Here is a 23,772-nt window from a genome sequence, read left to right as displayed (position 1 = left end):
CGCACCCGCACCCGCACCCGCACAGCATCGCATCAACGGCGACGGGCTGTTTTGTCTGTCATGAAAATACCCGGCTAGCCTCATACGTCCACAGTGCTAAAACAGGCTTTTCAGAAGAAGCCTGCCTCTTTTCAGCGTGTGACTACGCGGCTGGAAATCTTGGACGTTCAAGCTTTTCTGTGTAGAAGCCCCCAGCGTTCAAGCTGTGTTATGGCGTTTGCCACGCCATCTTCCGCCTGGACCAAGCTGCTCAGCCGGTCCGCATTGGCCACCATATGCGGGGATGTCGCCTGAAGCATGGCATCGCCCAGTGTCTGTGCGGTTAAGGTGCGCAGGCTCTGTGTGGGTGTGGCAACACCAACGCGGTGCAACTGCCAACCCCAGAAATACTGGTCTCCCACAAAGGGCACCGGCACAGTGGGTATCCCGGCGCGCACGGCAGCAGCAGCGGTGCCCGCGCCACAATGGTGCACCGCCAGCCGCATTTTTGAAAAAAGCCATTCATGCGGCACATGATCCACCACATGAATGCGCGCGGAATTGGGCAGAAACTGCCCAAGCTTGGACCACCCGCTTCCCACAACGGCACGCAGGCCCGCACGCTGCACGGCTGCCTGCACGATGGCGGCCAGTGCTTCGGCTTCTCCGCTCACCATACTGCCAAAGCCGATATAGGCTGGCTTGTCTCCCGCCTGCAAAAAGCGGGCCAGATCAGCATCCGGTGTGTAGTCCGCATTTTTTGCAGACACAAAATAGCCCGGCATGGCAATGCGTGCGGGCCATTCCGGCTGGCGGGGCACCACATGCTGGCTGAACCCAAACAGAATATGGCCACCTGTTGCCTTGGGGTTATGCCACGGCCCCTTTAAAGGATAGGGCGGTAAATCCAGCGCGCGGCGCATGCGGTTTGCCGTGTCCCGCATCAGCAACCATGCTGTCTGGCGCAGGGTGCGATGGAGCGCAAAATTGACAGATGCAGGCAACGGGCGGGGTCTGAACCATACGGGCGGCAGCGCATGGCTGGCCTCCAGCGGTTGCAACTGGGTCTGCACAAACGGCACCTGCAACCGCTCTGCCAGACTGGCTGCCAATAACGAGACATTGCCAGACCCGATCAGCAATGTTGCGCCTTCTGCCGCTTTCAGTCCCTGTGCGGGCCAGTCCTGCGCCATGCGGCGTGTTTCCGCCACCACCACGCGGGCCGCCGCCATGCCGCTGCGGCCATCCAGCGCCTGCGGGTTGTGGCGCATCATTCCGGAAAAATCAGCGGTTAGAGGAGAAAATTCCAGTCCGGCTCTGGTAATGGCGGTTTCAAAACCGGGGTCTGCCGCCAGTCTTACTGCGTGCCCTCGGGCCAGAAGCCCTTCACCAAGGGCAATGTGGGGGCGCACATCCCCTTCCGTGCCAACGGTCATGATAACAATTGTCATATGTCTGCGTTGCACCTGGTTGTTATGGTCAGAATGGATTGGGTCCCAAAGCGTCTTAAAGCGTATTTGAAAACTCTGTCAGCGCGGTCTGACGGAGCATTTTCGTGCTGAATGCGTTGGGTTTTGGTCCAATGGGCCTGTTCCGATGATCCCGCATCGTGCCGTCCAATCCGCCGCTTCAGACTGATAAGTGCCTCGTTCATCCGCATCTGCTGAGTTTTCAACAAGCCTCCAGAAGTCCGTTCCGGTTTTTACCAGCATCTGGCGCACAAGATAAGGGCGTGCAACCCAGAACAGAGCCGGGAAGGGGCTGACTGTCTCAAAACTTTCACATAGGGGTAGGGAACAAATCCTGTAAAATTGTTTGCCAATACGCCTCCTTATGTTTGACAGACGGTTTTCAGGAACGGATGGCTGAGGGCAGGCAAGGATTGAGAGACGTGGAAACGGCTGGTTCTGAGGCCCGATGCAGGACCAACAGCCGAGCCACAGGAGAGGATGCGCGGTTTTGAGAACAGGAAACGGACAGTCAGCCCCCATGCCGATGAGGCAGACTCTTTTGACATCGGTTCTGGGGGGTGGCCTTGGCGCTGCGGTTCTCATGCTCCCTCTGGCCCTTTCCTGCCCGTTGGCCACAGCCAGCGCTGCGCCTCTACAGATAGCTCAGGCTCAATCACAGCCGCAGATAGCGGCGCAGCAACAGCAAACGGGCCAGTCCGCTCAGTCTCAAACACACACCCAAACGGAAGCGCCCACGCAAGGGCAGCCTGTGTCCCCCACCACGGCGCAGACGCCCAAACAGGCTGCGCGTGGGCAGGCAAATTCTGCTGGGCAGGACGGGCATGGGGCTGCGCATTCACAGCCGCAGGCTTCCCGTGGGTCACCCTATCTTACGCCCGATATGCAGCCCGACCCCACCCAGTATCTGCCGCCTCCGCCTCAACCCGGCAGCCTGCGGCACCAGACGGACGATAAAGCCTTTGCCGTAACCCGTGGCTGGAAAAATGATGCCCGCTGGGCGCTGGCAACATCTGACGCAAAGCTGCATATTCCTGATCTGCTCAACAGTTTTTCCTGCGCGGCAGGGTTTGTGATTGATGCCGCCAAAGCGCCGCATCTGGTCGCGCTGCTGCGGAACATGGGCAATACGGAAGTGCCCGATATGTGGAAAGGCAAGGATTACTGGCGGCGCACCCGCCCCTTTGTGGGCACGGATAACGCCATCTGCACGGAAGAGGATCGGGAAGATATTGCCAAGACCGGCGCTTATCCTTCCGGCCATACCATGCTGGGGTGGAGCCTTGCCCTTGTGTTGACCGAACTGCTGCCAGACCGCAGCACCGCCATTCTGCAACGTGGCCGCGTATTTGGTGAAAGCCGCATTGTGTGCGGTGTGCATTGGGAGAGCGATGTGCAGGAAGGCTATCTGGCAGGGGCCGCCGAGGTCGCGGCCATGCACGGCAGCGCCGCCTTCCGCGCCGATATGGACGCAGCCCGCGCTGAACTGGCCGCCCTGCGCACAACGGCCCCCAAACCAGAAGCAAAACAGTGCGAGATCGAGCACGAAGCCGCCATTCACTCTCCACTGTAATGGCGAAGACGGTTGGGGGCGCTTCCCCATTTTCAGCACGTGAACGGATTTTATAACTCCAGAAGCCGCCATTCCTATCTAGAAAACATCAGCCGTCTCCCTTTGGAAGGGCTGGTGGTATAATAAGAAACGAGACCGGTGATAAATTTTTATAAGTCCATATTATTATTCGTAGGGTGAGGGGCTTTTCAGCGGTTCTAAGGTGTGTTTTCCACTGGTCGGCACATCATTTCTTGAGCTGGTTTTTCTTTAGCGACCTGTCGTGAGGTTGCGACATTCGCGTCAAGTAATACAAAACCACCAATGGCAGACATCACAACGCAAGCGCACTGGAGTGCCACAAAAAACTTGCCGCCTGTCCAGTTACCAGACGCATTGGTGGTCAATAGACGAACATTTGTAGCTCGTTCGCGTGCTATAAAAAGATCTATCTGCTTGGAAACAAAGTCTTTTGCTGGTTTTCTTGATAATATTTCATCCCATTTTTCTTTTGTCCGATCCATTATTTGCGGATTGAAAGTTGCGGTTGTGTTGGCAAAAAAGCGTACCATTTCCAATATGACAAACATCACACTACCGCAAAAAACCAGACCAAATGCACGATCGACCCATACGATACGAGAGGTAAGCCAGTCATCTCCTGCATGATGTGTCGTCCAGCTACTTATCGCAAAGACTATCAAAAACAGCATACCACCGTTGGATATAGAAATAATCTTTCCTGACTCAATCCCCACCTTCTGAGCATCACTCTCTACAGAGCTAATAAACGACATAGTTTTTTCAAAAGCTTCTGGATATTTGCTGTGAGCTTCGCCGAGCCAATCATAATCACGCTCGCTTCCACGTGTACGACGAGCCTGTAGCTGTCGTGCTTTCCACTTAGTTCTAAAACTCATTAAATCTCTCCTTAAATCATCATGACGGCACAATAAGTGAGTAAATGGGGTAAAATGATGATGCTTATGTAAATATACAAAGCCAAGTAAGCTATGATGAATTAAGATCTTGTCGATAAGGCTGTATCAAGCTTAAAGACGTGGACCCTCATACAAGACTAGGGCGTGTCGTCAGTTAAGAGGGAGGATTATGAGGCTTGTACTCCAGTTTGATCTGTGATGTTTTCTTCCTGTTTTTAAGGGGAGAATGTGAATGCGACGGTATGGTCTGAGCGACAGCCAGTGGAGCGGATAAAAGATCTTCTCCCGGGTAGCGAAGGTCATGTCGGTGGGACGGCTGCGGATAACCGTCTATTTATCGAAGCCGTGCTGTATCGTTATAGCGCAGGCATTCCCTGGCGTGACCTACCTGTCCGCTTTGGGGATTGGAAGAACGTGCACCGGCGGCTGCGTCGCTGGTGTGAAAGCGGTGTGATCGAACGGATTTTCCGGCATCTGGCTGCTGACCATGATAACGAATACATGATGATCGACAGCACGATTGTCCGCGCTCACCAGCATAGTGCGGGCGCCCGTAAAAAAGGGGTGCAGATCAGGCCATCGGCCGATCCCGTGGCGGACTGACCACCAAAATCCATGCCAGTGTCGATGCTGCGGGGAAGGCTGTTGCTCTTTCCCTGACGCCCGGACAAAGGACCGACATCACAGAAGCAGAGCCATTGCTCAATGAAGTCGATCCCGAGGCCTTTATCGCCGACAAGGCTTATGACGCCGATCTCCTCATCGAAAAGCTTGAAAAGCGGGGGATCACGCCGGTTATTCCGTCAAAGAAAAACCGACGCAATTCACGGAAAATCCCCTTCTCGTTTTATAAAAAACGAAACATCATCGAACGCTTCTTCGCCAGACTGAAACAGTTCAGAGGCATTGCAACACGATATGACAAGCTGAAATCAACCTTCTGTGCAGCAGAGCAACTCGTCTCCGCTGTCATCAGAGCTAACTGACGACACGTTCTAAATCGCGTATTCGTCCGGATATTCAGTTATTTCACCTGATGAAATGTGTGCGTTGAAGTCGATTTTTCAGATTATTCAAATGGTGTATGCAATGCCTCTTTATCCAATGGGGCAAAGGCATTGCGCACATTTTTCATTCTGGTCCGCTGTTGAGAGCAGCCACCTGCCTTAGCCGACTTTGTGCACCCAGCCATGCGGGTCTGGCGCACGGCCAAACTGAATATCACACAGCGTCTTGCGCAGATCCGCCGTCACATCGCCCGTCTGGCCGTTGATCACATGCGTGCCTTCGGCGCTTTTCAACGTGCCGATGGGTGTGACCACGGCTGCGGTGCCGCAGGCAAACAGTTCACGCAGGCGGCCGGATTTGGCATCCGCGTAAAGCTGGTCAATAGCGTAGGGTTCTTCCTTCACCGTCAGCCCCTTGTCCCGTGCCAGTGTCAGCAGGGAATCACGGGTGATGCCGGGCAGAATGGTGCCTTCCAGCGGCGGGGTCTGCAGGGTGCCATCATCCAGAACGGCCATGATATTCATGCCGCCCATTTCTTCAATCCACTTGCGTTCTGCGGCATCCAGAAACAGCACCTGATGGCAGCCGTGTTCCTTGGCTTCCTGCTGGGCGGTCAGGCTGGCGGCATAGTTGCCACCACATTTGGCTTCACCCGTGCCGCCACGAGAGGCGCGCACAGTGCGTTCTTCCACCCACACGCTTACCGGCCCCGCATCTTTGGAGAAATATTCCCCAGCAGCGCAGGCAATCACAATAAACTTGTATTCAGAAGCAGGCTTCACACCCAGCGCAGCTTCCGTGGCAATCATGAAGGGGCGCAGATACAGCGTGCCCACCTCCGGGTCCGGAATCCAGCCAGCATCAATTTTTACAAGCTGGTTCACGGCGTCCAGAAACAGTTCTTCCGGCACTTCCGCCATGGCCATGCGCTCGGCAGATTTGCGGAAGCGGCGGGCGTTGGCGTCCGGGCGGAACAGTTGCGCATCCCCGTTGGGGGCGCGGTAGGCCTTCATGCCCTCAAAAATTTCCTGCGCGTAGTGCAGCACAGAAGCAGCGGGGTCCAGCACCAGCGGCTGGCGGGGCAGAATCTGCGGCGTGTGCCAGCCCTTGCCCTCGGTGTAGGTCACAACGGCCATATGGTCAGAAAAGACACGACCAAAGCCGGGGTTCGCCAGCAGGGCGGCGCGTTCTTCCGGGCTGACAGCATCGGTCTTGGGGGTGATCTGGAAGACTGTCTCTCTCGTCGTGCTCATAAGTTCTGGCGTCTCCGCGGCCTTGGTGTGCTGGACAATAAGGTGTCCGTGTGGGTCTGTCGTGCAGAGCAGTTGCTTACGGGCAAAAACGGGCGGGTAAGAAACGGACCTGCGCGGCTGCGTTCAAAGAGGGCCTTTACCTATCATGTTCGCACAGACAGGGCCAGAGCAGGCCCTTGGGGCGTAGGCTCTGCGGGGGAATATCAGCCATGGGAGGATACGCAGTGTCACCCCCGCCCAAATGCAGGCGAGGCGTTTTTGAGAAATTCTGTCAGCTCGACTGGCGGGGGTTTGTGGCGATTGAAGACATCGGGTTTTCGGTCCGATCCTCACGCATCGCTCTTTCAGACCATCCTTTCCGCGCCGGAAACCCTTGGCCCGTCCTTGGTCGCTGACGTTCTAACGCTTTCTCATAGACGGAAAGTTCAGTCGGAATCGCCCCATCGCCAGCGCCAGCCTCCTTGCGTGTGGGTGTAGCAGACCCAGACGAAAACCACTGTTGCCCCCAGATTGAGGACCATCGCCCCAGCCGCAGCATAGAGCGGATGCCGGAAATGGAAGAACGGCAGAATAAACGAGGAAGCAAGCGTTACGGCAAGAAAAAGGCATAGGCTAACCCATCCCTGCCATGTAATGGGCAGGCCAGCGCCATAGCCAAAGCGGCGGGCTGCAAACCACATGGTTGGTGGCTGTTCATTCTCATCGCATTTATGTGCCATAGCGTCATGTTTATACCACAATGTGGTCCATCACTCTAACGGAACACCGGGCTCACCGCCCGTCTGACTGAATTTTTACCACTTCGACTATTGTGATTGGAAATTGGGGAAGCCCGCCTGAACTGTAACCTCTTGCGGGCCGGAACAGGGGCAATCATCACGCCAGATCAGACAGACGTTTTATCCCTGTGTTTCCTTTTTGCAGGTGATAGGCTTTTGCATCAGGGAACAAGAGCAGGGGAGGACCTTCCTGAATGTCTGCGTGGCCTGTCTGCTTTAGCCGGATGATGTGGCCACCATGACAGGAAGAACGGTACCGTCTGGTTCTTCTGTAAGATGACGAAAACAGTGCTTTGATAATATTAGGACTTTCTCGTGCAGCCTGCCTCTACTGATATCGCTTCTGCCTACACACCCTGGGCCCGTATTCTGGTTTTTGTCGGCCTTATTCTGACCATGGTCATGGCGGCGCTTGATCAAAGCATTGTCTCAACCGCACTGCCCACCGTTGTCAGTGATCTCGGGGGGCTGGCGCATATGTCTTGGGTGGTCACGGCTTTCATGCTGACCTCCACCATCGCCACCCCTCTCTACGGCAAGCTGTCTGACATGTTCGGCAGAAGGCCGTTGCTTGGCTTTAGCATTGGCGCGTTTCTGGTCGCCTCGCTTCTGTGCGGGGTGGCCCAGAGCATGTGGCAGCTTATCTTCTTCCGGGGGCTTCAGGGCATAGGGGCCGGCGGGCTGATGACGCTCTCGCAAACCGTCATTGGGGATATGGTAACGCCGCAGCAGCGCGGCAGGTATCAGGGGCTTTTCACCGGCGCGTTTGCGGTCAGTAGTGTTACAGGGCCGTTTCTTGGCGGTGTGCTGACAAGCGCACTTTCATGGCGGTGGGTTTTTCTGGTTAATCTGCCGGTGGGGCTGCTTGCCTTCACCCTGATCATGCTCAGCCTTCCAGCGGGTGGGGCGGAATCAAAGCCCCGCATTGATTATCTGGGTGCCATACTGCTCAGCATTGCAACGGCGGGTTTTCTGCTTCTGTTCAACTCGCTGGGTACGTCCCTCTCATGGACATCCCCTCTCACCTTTCTTCTGCTGGGGGGTAGTCTGGCCGTTTTCCTGCTGTTCATCCGGCAGGAACGGCGTGCACCGGAACCACTGGTCAGCCTCGGTCTGTTGCGGATTGCCGATTTCTCCGTGTGCGTTGCCGCCACGGGCGTCATGTCATTCGCCATGATGGGATCAATGATTTTCCTGCCGTTATATTATCAGCTTGTTCTGGGGGAATCTCCCACCACCTCCGGCCTCATGATGTTGCCGCAGGTGGGCACAATGATGATCAGTTCAATTCTGGGCGGATACGTTTCATCCAGAACGCAGCGTTACGAACTTCTGCTTGTCATCGGGGTGGGCATTGAATTCACGGCCCTGACCCTCATTGCATTGTGCGCTCATCACGGTGCGCCGCCTCTCCTGTTTCTGTTCAGTCTGGGGTGCCTCGGCGTGGGGATGGGGATCGGCATGCCCAATGCAACCGTCATTATTCAGAACGCGGTGCCCGGCAACATGCTGGGCATTGCCACCGCCATGATGTCCTTCATCCGGTCTCTGGGGGGATCGTTGGGCGTGGCGCTCTCCGGTGGGGTGATGGCGCTTACATTGCAGCACCGCCTGTATGCTCTGCCGGAAAAGATTGATGTCTCCGCATTTCTGGAAAAAGGCATGGTCGCCCTTCAAACACTCTCGCCAGCCATGCATGAAGAAGTAAGGGAGGCGTATAAAGGCTCAATCAGCGCCAGCCTGAGCGTGAGCAGCAGCTTCATGTTTCTGGCGTTTCTGATGATTGTCGGGCTGATGGTGCGCAAGGCGCGGGCAGGAAAAGCAAAATGAAGCCCGAAAGGTACATTTGTCCCCGTGCAGGCTTTCAGCTTCCGCCAGCGCAAGGGCGCGCCTCTATGCGTCGCCGCGTGCTCGGTTTCGCCGTCTCCCTCATGGGCTATGCACGCGCCAGAAGCAGACCCAATGCGCGGGGGTTATCAGGATGACCGCCATCAGGTTCGCACCTCTCTTTTTCTCACGAGAAAAGGAAAGGAAGCGGCAGCGGGTTTTGGACACATGCCGCAAAACGTCAAAAGAGGGCATTGGATGATGAACGAAAGATGCCTCCATTCGGGTATCCCTGCGGCACAGGGAGGGAGGCGTCTGTGTGGCAGTTCTGGTGTTGGTTCTCTGGCTGTTAGCGCTTTTTGGTGAAACGCGGCTCCACGGAGAGCACACCTTGAATTTTTGGAATTTCCTCCATCTTGAACGGAAGGCGAAACTTTGACGAATCTATCCAGACGAGACTTTGTAGCAGGCGGTGCCGTTCTGGCTGGCACCTTTTCCGCCATTGGTCTCGCAAGCCCGGAGGTCCGCGCAGCCAGCGGCGGTCAGGGTTTTATGGCAGCGTCCTCTCCCATGCCTGATGATGGACCAGGCGGACACAAAAAGCGTGTTCCGGGCCTTCAGGGTATCCTTGCCCTTTGCGAAGTGACGGGTGGTGGTCAGAAAGTTTACGGCATTGCCGTAGAATATGATGCCGCGATAGATCCCGCCAGCCTCGCCCCGGATACATATGCCACGGCTGTATTCCCGGCCGCCAAGGGCTTTTTTGCTGGCATGCCGCAGGAACCCGACAAGAACGCAACAACAGTAGCCGCCCAACCGCGCGCTGTTCAGGCGCTTTATACCAACGCCGAACCTGCTCTTCGCCCGGATGGGAAAAGTGTGGCTGGTCGCTACGTCATTGCCGAATTCCATCATGACCCAGATCTCAGCCTGCCCACAACGGATAGTGATAAAGTCACGCTGACACAGACCAAAAATGTGCGGACAGCAAGCGGTGCGGTCTATGCTGCCAGCAAAACGGTCTGGAGCAACGCCGGGCACCGTGGCAACAGCGTGGTTATCCGTGGGGTAGATGCGTGGGAGCAAAGCCATTGGTGGTGGGATGATACCCGTTCCGCATGGCTTGAATACAGTATCTACCTGCCAAAATCATTTCTTGAAAAGGGCGGTGAAAACAAGGCTTATCCGCTTGTTCTGGCGGTCACCCATTCCGGAACCAGCTATGACGGCACCTGTGCCCAGACGCTGACAGAACAGTGCATTGCCAGTATCTGGAGCCTGCCTGAAGAGCAGGACCGGCACGAATGCGTGGTTATCACGCCGCGCTACGAACGCACGACAATGAACGATTACTGGGAACACACGCCCGATATTGAAAACACCTATAAGCTTGTTCAATCCTTTTTGCAGAACACCTGGAATTACGGAAACCCCAATCTGGATGATCGCCGGGACAAAGTTCTCAAGATCGACCCCAAAAGAGTTTATTGCACGGGCTGGTCCATGGGGGCCATGACCTCTCTGTGGTTGATGGCCAAACATCCGGCAACATTTGCCGCAGGGCTTATCATCGCGGGCCAGCAGCGACCATCCGATGTTGTGGCGCTGGCTGATCAGAAACTTCTGATCATCACTGGCTCGGAAGATAACAAAGCGACCCCATGGAACGAAAAATGCGTACCGGTCTGGGAACAGGCGGGGGCAAAAGTCACGCGCCCTGCCGAACAGCTTGATCCTGCTCTTATCTTCCCGGTTGATAAGCAGCAGAAATTGACAGATCAGGTCAACGGTTATCTGGGTAAAGGCGGCAACATTACCTTCCTGACCTTTGATGGCGTGGACCATATGGGGTCTGCCCGCAAGTTCTTCTACATCAACGCTGCACGAGACTGGCTCTTCAATCAGGTCAAAGCGTAAGGCGCACGGCCAAACGCAAACAGGCCGAAGCGCGTCATTGGGCCAAATGCCTCGATACATACATGTCGGGGCATTTCGTGCAATATTTGCTTCGCACAGCAGAAGAGTTTCGGATTGCTCCTCTTCTGCTGCGCTTCAATAGTCCGGCTTTTCAGGCTTGCTTGGCATATAAAAGAGATATGCAGCAAACCGTGGTATTGAACGCCGGAAAGCGGCCAAAAATCCACACCGCGCGAACACTCAAAATTTGTCTTGCTTTGAGACTCAAATATCCCGGACTATTCGGCATGACGTTCCCTTTTGCAAGGATGGGACATGCCCGACAATGTTTCAGAGGCGACGATAAAGGCTCAAGCATATTCCTACATCATGCTTTGCCTTTTGCAGAGACTGGAAAGAAGAGAGCCCGGTCTGATCAATGATCTTCTGGACGGCATAAAAGCGGATTATGAGGCATCAAAGACCCACGCCCAGAATGGACCGCCCGTTTCCCTGATTTTTGAAGAGGCGATCTCGTTTCTAGCCCGTGCCAAGCAGGGGGCAGAATCATGAGAGTGCTCTCTTCCCGTTTCAAAGCCTTCTTCAAGACAAGGAACGTGACATGACGTGGCACCTTCACTGGCTGGAGGCGAGCGGTGATCTTGCGCCGTGGCGGGAAAAGATTGCAACCGAGATAGAGGGTGCGCGAACAGCATTATCTCAGCTTCTGCCGCCACCTTCGTTGGATGTGCTGATACAGCGGCTTCCGAACGTCGTGATCCCTCAGATCGGCATGGTGGGGCGTGCCTACCGTAAGAACCTGTTTGCTCTAACACTTGATCCAGACAACAGAAATTTCGAACGATGCCTGCATGATGGCACGCTGCGCCGTCAGGTTATCCATGAAGTGCATCATTGTCTGCGTATGGGGGCGGTCGGTTATGGCCGCACATTGGGCGAAGCTCTGGTGAGTGAAGGGCTGGCCGGGCGCTTTGTGTCGCACCTGTTCGGCACACCGCCAGAACCTTGGGAGTGTGCGGTCGATGATGCAACACTCCGCAAGCATCGCCCTGAGGATGCTGATCTGGTTGCATCGCCCTATGATCATAAAGGATGGTTCTTTGGCGGCGGCGGACTGCGTCCGTACTGGTATGGATACAGTCTGGGCTACCGCCTTGTTGGTGACTGGCTGGCAACTGTCCCGGAACCGACAGCACGCCTCTGGGTCGATGTGTCAGTAGACAGCGTTCTTGCTGCGGGCCGCAGGGGTATTCTGTCTTCCCACCCGGATCAATGAAAATCTCAGGGCTGACGGTTCACCCGTTTCTGCTAACACAGGCACTCTGCTCCGGCGTTAGAAGAAAGATATTGCCGCGTGTCGATAAATTTTTGCGTATCGGTAAATCAATGAAAAGAAGGCCACTTTTTGGGGAAAGCGACCTTCTTTTGTGTAAAGGCTGACCTGTAAGGGAGAAGCGTCTTTTCCTCAAAAGCCCTCAGGGGGCCAGCCGTCCTTTGCGGGACATCAGCACCATAAGGGCACCAAGCAGCCCCAGACCAAGCCCGGCAACGGAAACCATGGGGTATCCATACCCAAGTGACAGCACGGTTCCGCCTAGTGCTGCCCCCAAGGCATTGCCCAGATTAAATGCACCAATATTCACGGCAGAGGCCAGTGCCGGTGCATCATGGGCTGCTGTCATCGTGCGGATCTGCAAGGCCGGGGTTAAAGAGAAACTCGCAATGCCCCACAAGAACACGCCAATCAACGCGCCTGCAGGTGTTTGCGCCGCAAACGGGAAAACCAGCATGATAATCCCCAGCAGCGGGAAAACGGTTAACAATGTGCCTACCAGAGATCGGTCTGCTGCGCGCCCGCCAAGACTATTGCCAATACTAAAGCCAACACCAATCAGCATAAGGGCCGCCGTGGTTAACGCATGGCTGGCTTTGGTAATGTGCTCCATCATGGGCACAATATAGGTATAAAGCTCAAACATGGCCCCGGCGCCGACAACTGTAACACCCAGCGCCATCAGGGTGTTGGGCCGTAAAATGGCTTTCAACTCAGCACGAACATCTGGCCGAGGCCCGGCTTCCGCCAAAGGAAGAACCGCCACCAACGCCACGGCGGCAATCAGCCCAAGGGAAGAAATGGCGGCAAAAGCAGAACGCCAGCCCAGCGTATCCCCCAACCAGGTGGCTGCGGGCACCCCAAAAATATTGGCCACTGTCAGGCCCATGAACATGCTGGCCACAGCACTGGCCTGCCGGTTGGGTGCTACAAGACTGGCGGCTTCAACAGCGCCAAGCCCAAAAAAGGCACCATGCGCCAGACTGGTCAGCACACGCGCCAACAGAAGCTGGCCATAAGTTGTGCTCATGGCGGATGTCAGATTGCCTATGGCATAAAGTATCATCAACCCGATCAGCGCATACTTCCGTGGGTAGCGCGCCAGAAAGAGCGTGATGACAGGTGCCCCGCCCATGACCCCAAACGCATAAGCGCTGACCAGACTTCCCGCTTTGGGCACACTGACATGCACTCCTTCCGCCAGAACGGGGAGAAGCCCCATGGGTGTAAATTCCGTCACACCGATGGCAAAGGCACCACATGCCAGAGAAAGCAAAGCCAGACCGGCGGAACTTTGCCCTCGTGCCTCTGCATTGATCGTCTTTTCCACGCATATTTCCTTACTGAAGCACAGAGCGCATAGTGATAAAACAAAACATTCCAATTTGTGAATATTTTAAAACTGTCATGGCGTGACGCCGGGACATTTTCCTTACAGTCTTTCAGACGCAGGCACTTTTGCAAAGCAAGTTTCATATGATAATTTGACTAAGGGAAGGGAGTGTCTTCCTGAAAGCCAATATCAGCCCGAAAAAAAGAAACGACCCTCTCGGTAGCCCAACCGCATGTCTGCCGAAGTACTACCAAAAGGATCGTTTTTAAAACAACCAAGATTTAAAGATTATTTTAGATACAGTTTAAGAGACAGTGTCAGGTTTCAGGGGGATGCCCTGCAACCGTGTCGGATCACGCCGCCGTGCGCGCGGTTACCCCAAGGCGATACCCTTCGCCCTGTAAGACCTTGATTGATGATTCGGAATATTTTGCAACCAGTCCCGCAACATCACCAGGCACACACCAGAACCCCAGCGTTACCTGAATGTTTGCAGGCTTTGGCAAAAAGGAAACAGAAGGGCCGGGGTCTTTCAACACATGCGGGTCATTTTCAGTAAGACCAAGCAGCAGGCTCCGTGCCTTGTCCAGATCATCATTATAATCAATCAGTAGGCTGACAGAACCCAGAAGTCTGTCTGACTCTGAACTGTTGATCACAATGTTGTTTGATAATGTCCCGTTGGGAACATAAATGATCTCATTATTGGCATCGCGCAGCACGGTGCGGAACATCTCGATTGAGGTAACAGTGCCAGAGCTTCCACCGGCTGTAATGGAATCCCCTACCTTGAAGGGGCGGAACAGCAGGATCAGCACACCGCCCGCAAAGTTGGCAAGGCTACCCTGCAACGCCATGCCAACCGCCAGACCGGCAGCACCCAGAACAGCAACAAAGGATGTTGTCGCAATCCCGACCATAGAGGCCACACTGATCAGCAACAGCGCTTTCAGAAACAGGCCGACAACACTCAGCAGAAACCCGCGCAATGTCGGTTCTATATGGCTGGCCTCCATCATGCGGCCCATTGCCCGCGTTACCGCGTTGACAAGTTTCCAGCCCACAAAAAGAACAACCAGCGCCAGAGCAAACTGACTGACATATCCCAGCACAACCGGCAGCAATCCATTAAGCTGTGACCAGAATGAATGAACCTGATTTTCCATGACCATCCTTGCGTTATCTTTTGCGTCCACTACGTGGCAGTATGCACCGTTCGCTTCTGTAAGATATAATAGGATATCTTGCCCCCATCCGTCACGCCCTTGCGCTCACAAGATAACTGAAGGGGCTTTTTGTTGCGGCTCTACAAAGCGGAGCTATACGGTAATCAAATGAAGGGGCATATGGGAGCGTGTTAGCCTGAATGGATTTAAGGAAGGTTTATGACCATTTTCAGAAAACTGAGAAAAAAACGTGAAATAATTCGGATGACAGGATGTTCTGTCCGTTCACTATGAGGAAAGTTGACGGGCATTCTGGGGCTGGAGGGAAGGGGGGCGACTTTCTGCGAACATTAACTCAATACCGGAGCAGGATTGTAAAATCTTTCCCTGTGGAAGCAATGAAGGATGACGGAATAGATAAAAACATTAGATTTCACGGAAATTTTCCAGCTATAAATTGCCAGTTCCATTTGGCATCTGTGCCTGCAGCTTCGAGACCTGAGTCCGCTTCAAATTTTTGTCCTAGTATCGTCTCGAGACTTTTCCTGCGATCTTTGCACTCTTGGTGCGTGTCGGTCAGCAGAACGCCAAGGTACATTGCAATTCTTGTCTGTTCCGATAATCGTTTCATTTTTTCAAGATCAGCGAGCACTTTCCATCCGCGGCGATCTCTTTCATCGCAAATTTTTAGCTCAACGATAGCAAGTGGTTTTTCTTCCTGATAGAGTGCAACGTCTGCTCTTAAACCACCCATACTCTCAATGCACTGGTCGTCTATCGTGCCCCCTAGCTCTTTAATAATTGTGAGATACGGTCTTTCGACGTGAGCCTGAAAATTTAAATCACGGTTCAGTCCAATCGCAATTTGTCCGCCGAGAAATATCTCAGGAACCTCGTTGTCCTGCTTGATCCCAGAGACAGTGCGATATGTTTTAACTGCCTCGGCTCCATGACGTGCGATACTCTGACTAAGTTTCATACTTTACTCGGTGTTGGTGAGAGGAGCAGAATTGGAACGACCTCTTCGAATACTAGAGTGGTCATATGTGAGCGGAAGAAACAAAATGTTGGTGTTATGGAAGGTGTCCATCTGTGTTACCTTGACGGAGGAAATAAATCATTTTCGTCAATCAACAGCAATATAAACTTATGATTTTTGAAGAAATGTGAAGAAATACGGCGCGCGGAAAGTCCGCTTCAAAAGCCCATGAATTTTTCATACGTGATGCCTGTTTGCAGAGGACGATAACACGCCAGACTCATCTCAGGATTCCGAAAGTTACAGGCAGGTCTGTTTACAAATGACGCATTTATTATCAAAGGCTTTCTTGGTGTTTGGTGGCTGCATGTTTGCTGCAATGGCGCACGCTCAGACAAAAGAAGTGCTTGTGCCCACAGTGTTTGAAGCTGGACATTTCTATGCCACACCGACTGCGCGGACGGGCTACACACCTCGGTTGATTGTGGATACAGGAGGAGCCGGATTTGGCGGCCTGTATGCTCTTCGTAGAGATATTGTCTCCCGTCTTGGCGGGACAGTAACAACCTGCAAACTGCCTGATTTCAACGTGAATCTTGTCGGCGGAATTTCATTTCGCACAGGTGCCGGTTTGCCCTCCGTAACGCAGCCGCGTCCTTGCGGGGCAGATGCTGTTATTCTTGATGCTGATGTAGGCGTGAAGGCTGCGGATGGTATGCTTGGGGCGGGGTATCTTTCCCATTTTATCTGGACATTTGACTATCCAGCCAAAAAACTTCTGGTTGAACCACAAGACTGGCACCCAGATCCGCATGCAGTGCGTGTTCCGCTCTCGTTTGTGCATAATCAGAACGGTGAGCGTGGCAGTGATTTTCCTGCGGTGACTCTCATGATAGATGGCGAACCCGTTCCTCTGTTGTTTGATACGGGGGCAACAGCGTTTCCCACACCTGCCGGGCTGACTGCACAACATATCCCCACCGTAAAAGGCGAGGGCGTAACATCATATATTATAAAAAGCGTTTTTGAAAAATGGCATGCCCACCACCCGGAATGGCGGATTATCGAGAATGGTGACAGCCTGATACACGGGACGCGCCTGATTGAGGTGCCGGAAGTAACATTGGGCACACAGCGGGTTGGTCCCGTGTGGTTTACGGAACGTCCTGATAGAAATTTCGGGTCGGAAAGGATGAGCCTCTGGATGGGGCAGACGGTAGTAGGGGCTGCGGGGGCAAATATCTACGGGCGCTTCCGTATAACGGTCGATTACCCGCATGAGGCATTATGGATTGATCCATCTTGCCAAACCAGCGACAGCACTTACATCTGTCAGCACGGATAACGTCTGTGTCGCTGTGTGCCAGCGGTGTAACGGTATCGCTTTTCTATTCCTCAACTGGTGTCGGGCTGAAAAATTGTCTGCGTGTCATCACGCTGCACGCTGCACGCTGTCACGCACCAGCGGAGCAGGCTGGCATGAGAGCATCAGCAAAAACCCGCAGTGCAAGCATGGGCGCATCTCGCGCGTTCGGGGTTTCAGGGCAGGCGTTGCGGCAGTAGGGTAGAGGCTGTGCAGCCCAAGGGTGCGTGCAAGCAGGACACAACGCTGGGTGGTCAGAGTCATGAACAATTTTTCTCTCGAACAAACGTACGCCAGCCTGCCGGAGCGGTTTTACGCTCAGGTAGAACTTTCCCCCGTGGCGGCGCCACAGCTTATAAAGCTGAATGAAAAGCTGGCGGAGGCGCTGGGGCTGGATACCGCATGGCTGGCCAGCCCGGCGGGTATCGCCATGCTGGCGGGCCAGGCCATGCCGGAAGGCGTGCAGCCGGTGGCGCTGGCCTATGCGGGCCATCAGTTCGGTAACTTTGTGCCCCGGCTGGGGGATGGTCGCGCCCTGCTGCTGGGGGATGTCACGGATAGCGCAGGCAAAACATGGGAGATCCAGCTTAAAGGCTCCGGCCGCACCCCGTTTTCCCGCCGGGGGGATGGCCGCGCGGCTCTGGGCCCCGTGCTGCGTGAATATGTGGTGAGCGAGGCCATGGCCGTGCTGGGCATTCCCACCACGCGCTCTCTTGCCGCCGTGCGCACGGGCGAGACCGTGTTGCGCGAAACACCATTGCCCGGCGCGGTGCTGACCCGTGTTGCCGCCAGCCATATCCGTGTCGGCACCTTCCAGTTTTTTGCCGCGCGGGAGGATGAGGCCGGCCTGCGCCTGCTGGCGGATTACGCCATTGGCCGCCATTATTCTGATGCCGCGCAGGCTGAAAACCCGTATCTGGCCCTGCTGGAAAGCGTGATTGCTGCACAGGCCCGGCTTGTGGCGCAATGGATGCTGGTGGGCTTCATTCATGGCGTGATGAACACGGACAACATGTCCATCTCCGGCGAGACGATTGATTACGGCCCCTGCGCCTTTATGGAGCAGTATGATACCTCAACCGTGTTCAGCTTTATTGATGAACGGGGCCGCTACGCTTACGGCAACCAACCCAGCATGGCGCTGTGGAACCTGACCCGTCTGGCTGAAGCCCTGTTGCCTCTTCTGGCTGAAAATGATGATACGGCGGTCGAGATAGCCCAGACCGCGCTGGGGGCTTTTGAACCGCAGTTCCAGACCGCCTATCTGGCTGGCCTGCGTGCCAAGCTGGGGCTGAAGACAGAGCAGGAAGGGGATATCGCCCTCGCGCGCACTCTGCTGGAAACCATGAAGAACGACCAGCTTGATTTCACCCAGACCTTCCGCGCACTCAGCCAGGCAGAGCTTCAGGAAGGGTTGGCCAATACGCCAGATGCCGTGTTGCTGCCCGATACGCTCACCCCACTGGGCGCGTGGCTCAAACAGTGGCAGGCCCGGCTGGAACAGGAGCCGTCATGCACGCCAGCGCAACGCGCCGCCACCATGCGGCGGGTGAATCCCTGCTACATTCCGCGCAATCATCTGGTGGAAGAAATGATTGTGCAGGCTGTTACCGAGGACGATTACACCCTGTTTGAGACATTGCAGAGCGTGCTGGCCAATCCCTATCAGGAGCAGCCGGGCCGGGAACGCTACGCCCTGCCTGCAAAACCTGCGGAGCGCGTGCGCCATACCTTCTGTGGCACGTAGGTTACTTTTCTCAGCCTTACGCAATGCCGTCCACGCTGACAAAGCTGCGCCCATCCGCACCGTGCTCAATCCGGGCACGGATGCGATAGGTCTCGCGCAGCAGGGCAGGGGTCAGCACATCCGCTGGCGGGCCGGAGGCCATGATGCGCCCCTCGTGTAAAACCGTTACGGTATCTGTCAGGTTCAGCGCAATATTCAGGTCGTGCAGCACAATAACCGTTACAAGCTGGCGGGCGGTGGTCTCCCGCCGCAAAACGGTCATCACGGCAAACTGATGGTGCAGATCAAGCGCGCTCAGCGGTTCATCCAGCAGCACCGCTTCCGGAGTGCGGCTGAACGCCTGCGCCAGCCCCACCAGTTGCCTCTGCCCACCAGAAAGCTCATCCAGCGGGCGTAACGCCAGCGGTGCAATGCCAAACTGGGTCAGCCGGTCCAGCGCGTCCCGCACGGCATCATCCTGCTGTGGGGCCTGAAACCCGCCGCCGGTATGGCTGGCGGCCATCAATGCTTCCAGCACCGGCAAATGCACGGGGGCTGGCAGATCCTGCGGCAGATACAGACATTTGCGCGTCCGTGCGGTGAGGGACATGGCGGAAAGATCCTCGCCATTCAACGTCACGCAGGCAGAAGACGGCAACAGCCCAGCCATGGCGCGCAGCAGGGTGGATTTACCACTGCCATTAGGCCCAAGCAGTGCGTGAATGGTGCCGCGCTTGAATGGTCCAGCCGTAACATCATGCAGCACAGTGCGCCTGCCAAACCGCACGGTCACATTCCGCGCTTCAAGCCCGTTGCGGTCTGATACCCCCGTCTCTGGTGCCCCTGTCTCTAGTCCTTCCGAGTTCGGGCACGCCGTACCCACATTTGCTGTGGCAGCGTCGCCAGTGTTTGGCGAGTTGCTCGCGCTGTGTGCTGTGCCCGGCTGTGCCTCAGCAGACGTGAACGCAGCAGGGGTGGAGAGAGCGGCCAGACTGTTCTCCGCTTCCCCAGCCCCAGTTTCTGGCGAGCGGGAGGATGATTGCCTGGGCGCGGGCGGATATTCCGGGGAAGGACGCATGATCAGGACATTCCCTGCCGGCGCAGCACAATGGCCACAAAAAACGGAATACCCACCAGTGCCGTCACAATGCCGGTAGGCACCACAACCCCCGGTGCCAACACCCGCGCCACAGTGGAAGACAGCGAGAGAATAAGGGCCCCCGCCAGCATGCTGCCCGGCAGGTAAAATCGGTGGTCTTCCCCCAGCAGACGGCGGGCGATATGCGGGGCCACCAGCCCCACAAACCCGATAATCCCCACAAACGCCACTGCCAGCGCGGAAAGCAGACTGATGCGCAACAGCGCCGCCCGGCGGATCTGGGGCACGTTCACGCCAAGGCTGGCTGCCCGTTCTTCTCCCATCCGCAGGGTGGTCAGGCTCCATGCGGAGCGAAAGGAGAAGGCAGCCACCACCGCGCCCACGCCTGCCAGCAGGCCGAGTTTGGGCCATGTGGTGCGTGTCAGATTGCCCATGGTCCAGAAGACCAACTCCTGCAACGCGTCCTCATTGGCAACAAACTGAATAAGGGAGACCAGCGCCTGAAAGGTGAACACCAGCGCAATGCCAAACAGCACCACTGTGCCCGTGCTGGCGTGGCGGCGGTGGCTCACCACATCCAGTAACCCTACGGAGCCAACAGCAAACACAAACGCATTTGTGGCAATCAGCCAGCTTTCTCCAATACCGGGCAGATGCCAGCCCAGCACAATGGCCAGCGATGCACCAAACGCGGCGGCAGCCGAAACACCCAGCGTAAAGGGGCTGGCAAGGGGATTGGCCAGAACGGTCTGCATTTCCGCCCCCGCCAGCCCAAGGGCCGCGCCCACACATACCGCCATCAGTGCGTAAGGTAGCCTGATCTGCCACACAATCACCCGCTCCATGGGGGGCGCAGCCTCCGGGTGCAGCAGAATATGCAGCAGGTGCCACGGGCTCAGGCCAGAAGGCCCCACGGAGAAATCCAGCGCCAGAGAGACAAGAATGGCCACCGCCAACACCGCCAGCAGCACCACGCGCCTGCGCACCATGGCGGCATAGGCCACCTGCAGGGCTTCCACCGGGTCAGGCGGGGCAACGGCAGGGGCAGGGGTGGGCAGATCACTCATGCCGGGAGTGTATCCCATCAGACATGGCCCAGCCATAGCCCCCTGCCGCAAATGCTTGACGCCGCCCAAGTGAGTAGGCTTTGTGCAGGACTCCCGCTTGCTCCTTAGGACAGGATGAGTTTTTGAAGCACCCCGGCACGCCTGCTCCCACGCCAGACCAGACACCCGATAAGACAAAGGCCTCTCACGCTGCACGGACCACGGAGCCCGCACCCGGCGGCGCACGGTCATCCCGGCGGCGCACGCACGTGCAGACAGAGGATGATAATGCGGATGCAGGCATGCCCGGCCCCAGAAAAGCAGGCCGGAGCAAAAAAGGCGGCAAGGACGTAAAGCGCGAGGCCCCCGCCCGAGCCGAAACCAGCCAGCCAGCGTCTTCACCACAGGAAGAGGGCGCCCCGCCGCAAGGCGCGCCACCGTCACGCGCCAGCCATGCTCCCCATCCGGCGGGTGGGTCTATGCTTACATTTGTCGTGCAGCCCGAACAGGCAGGCGAGCGTGTGGACCGCTATGTGTCCGCACAGTCCGGCACACTCTCGCGTTCCCGTGTGAAGGGGCTGATAGAAAGCGGCCATCTCCAGTGCGGCGCAAAACAGATTACGGAACCGGCGGAAAGCGTGCGGGCCGGTATGGAACTGGTGCTGCATATTCCCCCCGCTACCCCGGCCGTGCCCCAAGGCGAAGCGGTGCCGTTCGAGATCTTTTATGAAGATGATGATCTCATTGTGCTCAACAAACCCGCCGGGCTGGTGGTTCATCCTGCGCCGGGCAATGAAACCGGCACATTGGTGAACGGCCTGATCGCCCATTGTGGCGAGAGCCTGAAGGGCATTGGCGGGGAGCGCAGGCCCGGCATTGTGCACCGGCTGGACAAGGATACATCCGGCCTGATGGTGGCTGCCAAAACAGAAAAGGCACATCTTGCCCTTTCGGATGATTTTGCAGCCCGCCGTATAGACCGCGCCTATCTGGCGTTCTGCTGGGGCTGCCCCAACCCTGCGGAGGGCGATTATGAAGGGGATATCGGGCGGGACAAGCGCGACCGCAAACGCATGACCATCACCACCCACGGCGGCAAATGGGCGCTGACGCATTACCGCACCTTGCAGGCGTTTGAGATGGGGGCCGCCCTTGTCACCTGCAAACTGGCCACGGGCCGCACCCATCAGATCAGGGTGCATTTTTCAGCCAACGGGCACCCGCTGATAGGGGACCCGGTCTATCTGCGCCGCGTTCCTGCCGCTGCCAAACTGCTCACGCCGGAAGGCCGTGCCGCCGCGCTGGATTTCCCCCGGCAGGCGCTGCACGCCACCCGTCTGGGCTTCACGCACCCGCGCACAGGTGAGGCCCTGCTGTTTGAAGCCCCCATGCCGGAGGACATGCAGGCGCTTGGGGAAGCTCTGGGCATGACACCGCTGAAAAAGGCGGTGTGAAAACTCTGAAAGGCTGGTCGGGCGAGTCTGTGAGTGCAGGCGGAGGCTTGGTTTCGCAGCCTGATGGCTTTTCCTCACGCGCTCCCAAACCCGTCTTTTCAGGCCACTCATCCCTTGTCAGCCCCCGTAGGCTGAGGGTTCAAGCCGCCGCTGAAAAGCTGGAAGAGCGAGCAGGAAAAGAGAAGCCTTTCTGTGGCCACGAGTCCCGCGCAGTTAGGCAGGGAACGCATACCTCACATTTGCGTTAAACAGACTGAAACGTCCGATTTTCTTGACAGTGTGGTGATTCGGGCGCACCCTAGCTCACCATTCTCATGCCTCTGTGTCAGCAGATGCCGGAGCGGGCGTCTCTTCCCTCGTGCTGCCCATGATGGGGGGCGAAGGAAGAGGATGTAAGTTTCTTTTTCACTTGTTGGCCGGAACTCGCCTCTTTCCAAACGGTTCTTTAATGGGCTGCCCCCAGTCCACTGCACCGCAGGGAGCTTTCCGGTTCAAGGGAGTGCCGACCCATGGTTTCCTCAGTCATCAATGTTGGTCCTGAAAACAATCTGTCAAGATACCTTCAGGAAATCCGTAAATATCCCATCCTTACGCCGGAAGAAGAACTGCGTCTTTCCCATCTGTGGCGGGACAAGGGGGATGTAACAGCCGCGCATAAGCTGGTTACGTCCCATCTCCGTCTGGTTGCCAAGATTGCCATGGGTTACCGCGGCTACGGCCTGCCGGTGAACGAGCTTATCAGCGAAGGCAATGTGGGCATGATGCAGGCCGTGCGCCGGTTTGATCCGGACAAGGGCTTCCGTCTTGCCACCTACGCCATGTGGTGGATTCGTGCCGCCATTCAGGAATACATCCTGCATAGCTGGTCGCTGGTCAAAATGGGCACCACTGCCGCGCAGAAAAAACTGTTCTTCAATCTGCGCCGCCTGAAAGGGCAGATGCAGGCCATTGATGATGGGGATCTTCAGCCGGAACAGGTGAACAAGATTGCCACCACGCTGGGCGTGCCCGAGCAGGATGTGGTGAACATGAACCGCCGCATGGCGGCACCCGATCACAGCCTGAACGCCCCCATGCGCACGGATGAAAGCAGCGAGTGGCAGGACCGTCTGGTTGATGATCAGCACAATCAGGAAGAAGTCTACGCCGAGAACGAGGAGCTTTCAGGCCGCAAGGCGCTTCTGGCTTCTGCCATGGACACGCTGAATGACCGTGAAAAACATATCTTCACGGAACGCCGCCTGAAGGATGAGCCGTCTACGCTGGAAGACCTTGCGCATGAATATGGCATCTCCCGTGAACGGGTGCGCCAGATTGAAGTGCGGGCCTTTGAAAAAGTGCAGGCAGCCATGAAAAAAGAAGTGGAAGCCCGCCGCAGCGCCGCGCAGGAAGCCTGATAAAGCCGCTTTTACAAAGATGTTTGGAAGCAGGGCCGGATAACCTCCGGCCCTGTTTTTTTTACAGAGGGAGTTTGCCCCCTCTTGCAGACAAGACGGATGTGTTGTCCGCGTGAGCCGTGAGCCGTGAGCCGTGAGCCGTGAGCCGTGA

At 56.3% G+C, this 23,772-nt stretch carries 19 protein-coding genes and 1 pseudogene; 10 read left to right on the top strand and 10 right to left on the bottom strand.

The annotated features are described in order from the left end of the window. Positions 1-167: 167 nt before the first annotated feature. Positions 168-1,430 (bottom strand): glycosyltransferase, encoded by a 1,263-nt coding sequence (locus AD948_RS02985; protein ID WP_082782272.1) that lies wholly within the window; start codon positions 1,428-1,430, stop codon positions 168-170. A 538-nt stretch (positions 1,431-1,968) separates the two neighbouring features. On the opposite strand from AD948_RS02985, the gene AD948_RS02975 reads away from it, so the two are divergent. Next, positions 1,969-3,021 carry an acid phosphatase gene (locus tag AD948_RS02975; protein ID WP_248845900.1) on the top strand — a complete coding sequence of 351 codons (1,053 nt, stop codon included), beginning with the start codon at positions 1,969-1,971 and terminating at the stop codon, positions 3,019-3,021. Between the two features lie 197 nt (positions 3,022-3,218). Here AD948_RS02975 and AD948_RS02970 read toward each other — a convergent pair whose 3' ends face one another. Next, positions 3,219-3,920, bottom strand: coding sequence for a hypothetical protein (locus AD948_RS02970; RefSeq protein ID WP_061470584.1), 702 nt, complete (start codon positions 3,918-3,920; stop codon positions 3,219-3,221). 253 nt (positions 3,921-4,173) lie between these two features. On the opposite strand from AD948_RS02970, the pseudogene AD948_RS17535 reads away from it, so the two are divergent. After that, positions 4,174-4,927: pseudogene (locus tag AD948_RS17535) on the top strand (IS5 family transposase). Positions 4,928-5,107: 180 nt separating this feature from the next. On the opposite strand, the gene AD948_RS02955 reads toward AD948_RS17535, so the two are convergent. Both AD948_RS02955 and AD948_RS02950 read right to left on the bottom strand, forming a co-directional pair. Then, the gene (locus AD948_RS02955) at positions 5,108-6,202 is read right to left on the bottom strand and encodes a branched-chain amino acid aminotransferase (RefSeq protein ID WP_006558853.1); all 1,095 of its coding nucleotides are present in this window, start codon (positions 6,200-6,202) and stop codon (positions 5,108-5,110) included. A 425-nt stretch (positions 6,203-6,627) separates the two neighbouring features. After that, a complete protein-coding gene (locus tag AD948_RS02950; RefSeq protein ID WP_248845899.1) occupies positions 6,628-6,921 on the bottom strand; it encodes a hypothetical protein in 294 nt (97 codons plus the stop codon). Between the two features lie 375 nt (positions 6,922-7,296). On the opposite strand from AD948_RS02950, the gene AD948_RS02945 reads away from it, so the two are divergent. The 4 genes from AD948_RS02945 to AD948_RS02925 all read left to right on the top strand — a co-directional run bounded on the left by AD948_RS02945 (position 7,297) and on the right by AD948_RS02925 (position 12,001). Beyond that, entirely contained in the window at positions 7,297-8,811 is a 1,515-nt protein-coding gene (locus tag AD948_RS02945) for an MDR family MFS transporter (protein WP_061470579.1), read from the top strand. 432 nt (positions 8,812-9,243) lie between these two features. Next, the gene (locus AD948_RS02935) at positions 9,244-10,725 is read left to right on the top strand and encodes a prolyl oligopeptidase family serine peptidase (RefSeq protein ID WP_061470575.1); all 1,482 of its coding nucleotides are present in this window, start codon (positions 9,244-9,246) and stop codon (positions 10,723-10,725) included. A 315-nt stretch (positions 10,726-11,040) separates the two neighbouring features. After that, the gene (locus AD948_RS02930; RefSeq protein WP_061470573.1) at positions 11,041-11,277 is read left to right on the top strand and encodes a hypothetical protein; all 237 of its coding nucleotides are present in this window, start codon (positions 11,041-11,043) and stop codon (positions 11,275-11,277) included. Between the two features lie 49 nt (positions 11,278-11,326). Next, entirely contained in the window at positions 11,327-12,001 is a 675-nt protein-coding gene (locus tag AD948_RS02925) for a DUF2268 domain-containing putative Zn-dependent protease (protein WP_061470571.1), read from the top strand. 199 nt (positions 12,002-12,200) lie between these two features. Here the strand turns inward: AD948_RS02925 and AD948_RS02920 are convergent, their stop codons facing one another. From AD948_RS02920 to AD948_RS02910, 3 genes are all read right to left on the bottom strand, one after another. Continuing rightward, complete coding sequence (locus AD948_RS02920) at positions 12,201-13,388, bottom strand: MFS transporter (protein ID WP_058987337.1); 1,188 nt, start codon at positions 13,386-13,388, stop codon at positions 12,201-12,203. A 356-nt stretch (positions 13,389-13,744) separates the two neighbouring features. Then, positions 13,745-14,563, bottom strand: a complete 819-nt coding sequence (locus AD948_RS02915; RefSeq protein WP_211264422.1) for a mechanosensitive ion channel family protein — start codon at positions 14,561-14,563, stop codon at positions 13,745-13,747. A gap of 427 nt (positions 14,564-14,990) precedes the next feature. After that, entirely contained in the window at positions 14,991-15,536 is a 546-nt protein-coding gene (locus AD948_RS02910) for a hypothetical protein (protein WP_061470569.1), read from the bottom strand. Between the two features lie 322 nt (positions 15,537-15,858). Here AD948_RS02910 and AD948_RS02905 point away from each other — a divergent pair, with 322 nt between their 5' ends. Continuing rightward, positions 15,859-16,881: a hypothetical protein gene (locus AD948_RS02905; RefSeq protein WP_061470567.1), complete on the top strand. Its 1,023-nt coding sequence runs from the start codon at positions 15,859-15,861 to the stop codon at positions 16,879-16,881. Between the two features lie 87 nt (positions 16,882-16,968). On the opposite strand, the gene AD948_RS02900 is transcribed toward AD948_RS02905, so the two are convergent. Next, positions 16,969-17,163 carry a hypothetical protein gene (locus AD948_RS02900; RefSeq protein ID WP_061470565.1) on the bottom strand — a complete coding sequence of 65 codons (195 nt, stop codon included), beginning with the start codon at positions 17,161-17,163 and terminating at the stop codon, positions 16,969-16,971. Between AD948_RS02900 and AD948_RS02895 the strand changes: the two genes are divergently transcribed. After that, complete coding sequence (locus tag AD948_RS02895; RefSeq protein WP_061470563.1) at positions 17,162-18,646, top strand: protein adenylyltransferase SelO; 1,485 nt, start codon at positions 17,162-17,164, stop codon at positions 18,644-18,646. The genes AD948_RS02900 and AD948_RS02895 overlap by 2 nt on opposite strands. A 16-nt stretch (positions 18,647-18,662) precedes the next feature. Here the strand turns inward: AD948_RS02895 and AD948_RS02890 are convergent, their stop codons facing one another. Both AD948_RS02890 and AD948_RS02885 read right to left on the bottom strand, forming a co-directional pair. Further along, complete coding sequence (locus AD948_RS02890) at positions 18,663-19,418, bottom strand: ABC transporter ATP-binding protein (RefSeq protein WP_061470590.1); 756 nt, start codon at positions 19,416-19,418, stop codon at positions 18,663-18,665. Positions 19,419-19,705: 287 nt separating this feature from the next. Continuing rightward, positions 19,706-20,791, bottom strand: a complete 1,086-nt coding sequence (locus AD948_RS02885; RefSeq protein ID WP_061470588.1) for a FecCD family ABC transporter permease — start codon at positions 20,789-20,791, stop codon at positions 19,706-19,708. Between the two features lie 458 nt (positions 20,792-21,249). Between AD948_RS02885 and AD948_RS02880 the strand changes: the two genes are divergently transcribed. Both AD948_RS02880 and rpoH read left to right on the top strand, forming a co-directional pair. After that, positions 21,250-22,224 carry an RluA family pseudouridine synthase gene (locus AD948_RS02880; protein WP_035379781.1) on the top strand — a complete coding sequence of 325 codons (975 nt, stop codon included), beginning with the start codon at positions 21,250-21,252 and terminating at the stop codon, positions 22,222-22,224. A gap of 509 nt (positions 22,225-22,733) precedes the next feature. Then, positions 22,734-23,621 carry an RNA polymerase sigma factor RpoH gene (gene rpoH / locus AD948_RS02875; protein WP_006558871.1) on the top strand — a complete coding sequence of 296 codons (888 nt, stop codon included), beginning with the start codon at positions 22,734-22,736 and terminating at the stop codon, positions 23,619-23,621. Positions 23,622-23,772 lie beyond the last annotated feature (151 nt).

The organism is Acetobacter senegalensis, assembly GCF_001580995.1.
GTDB classification, from domain to species: domain Bacteria; phylum Pseudomonadota; class Alphaproteobacteria; order Acetobacterales; family Acetobacteraceae; genus Acetobacter; species Acetobacter senegalensis.
The sequence above is the reverse complement of the archived record's forward strand: the minus strand, read 5'-3'. Positions and strand labels throughout refer to the sequence as shown.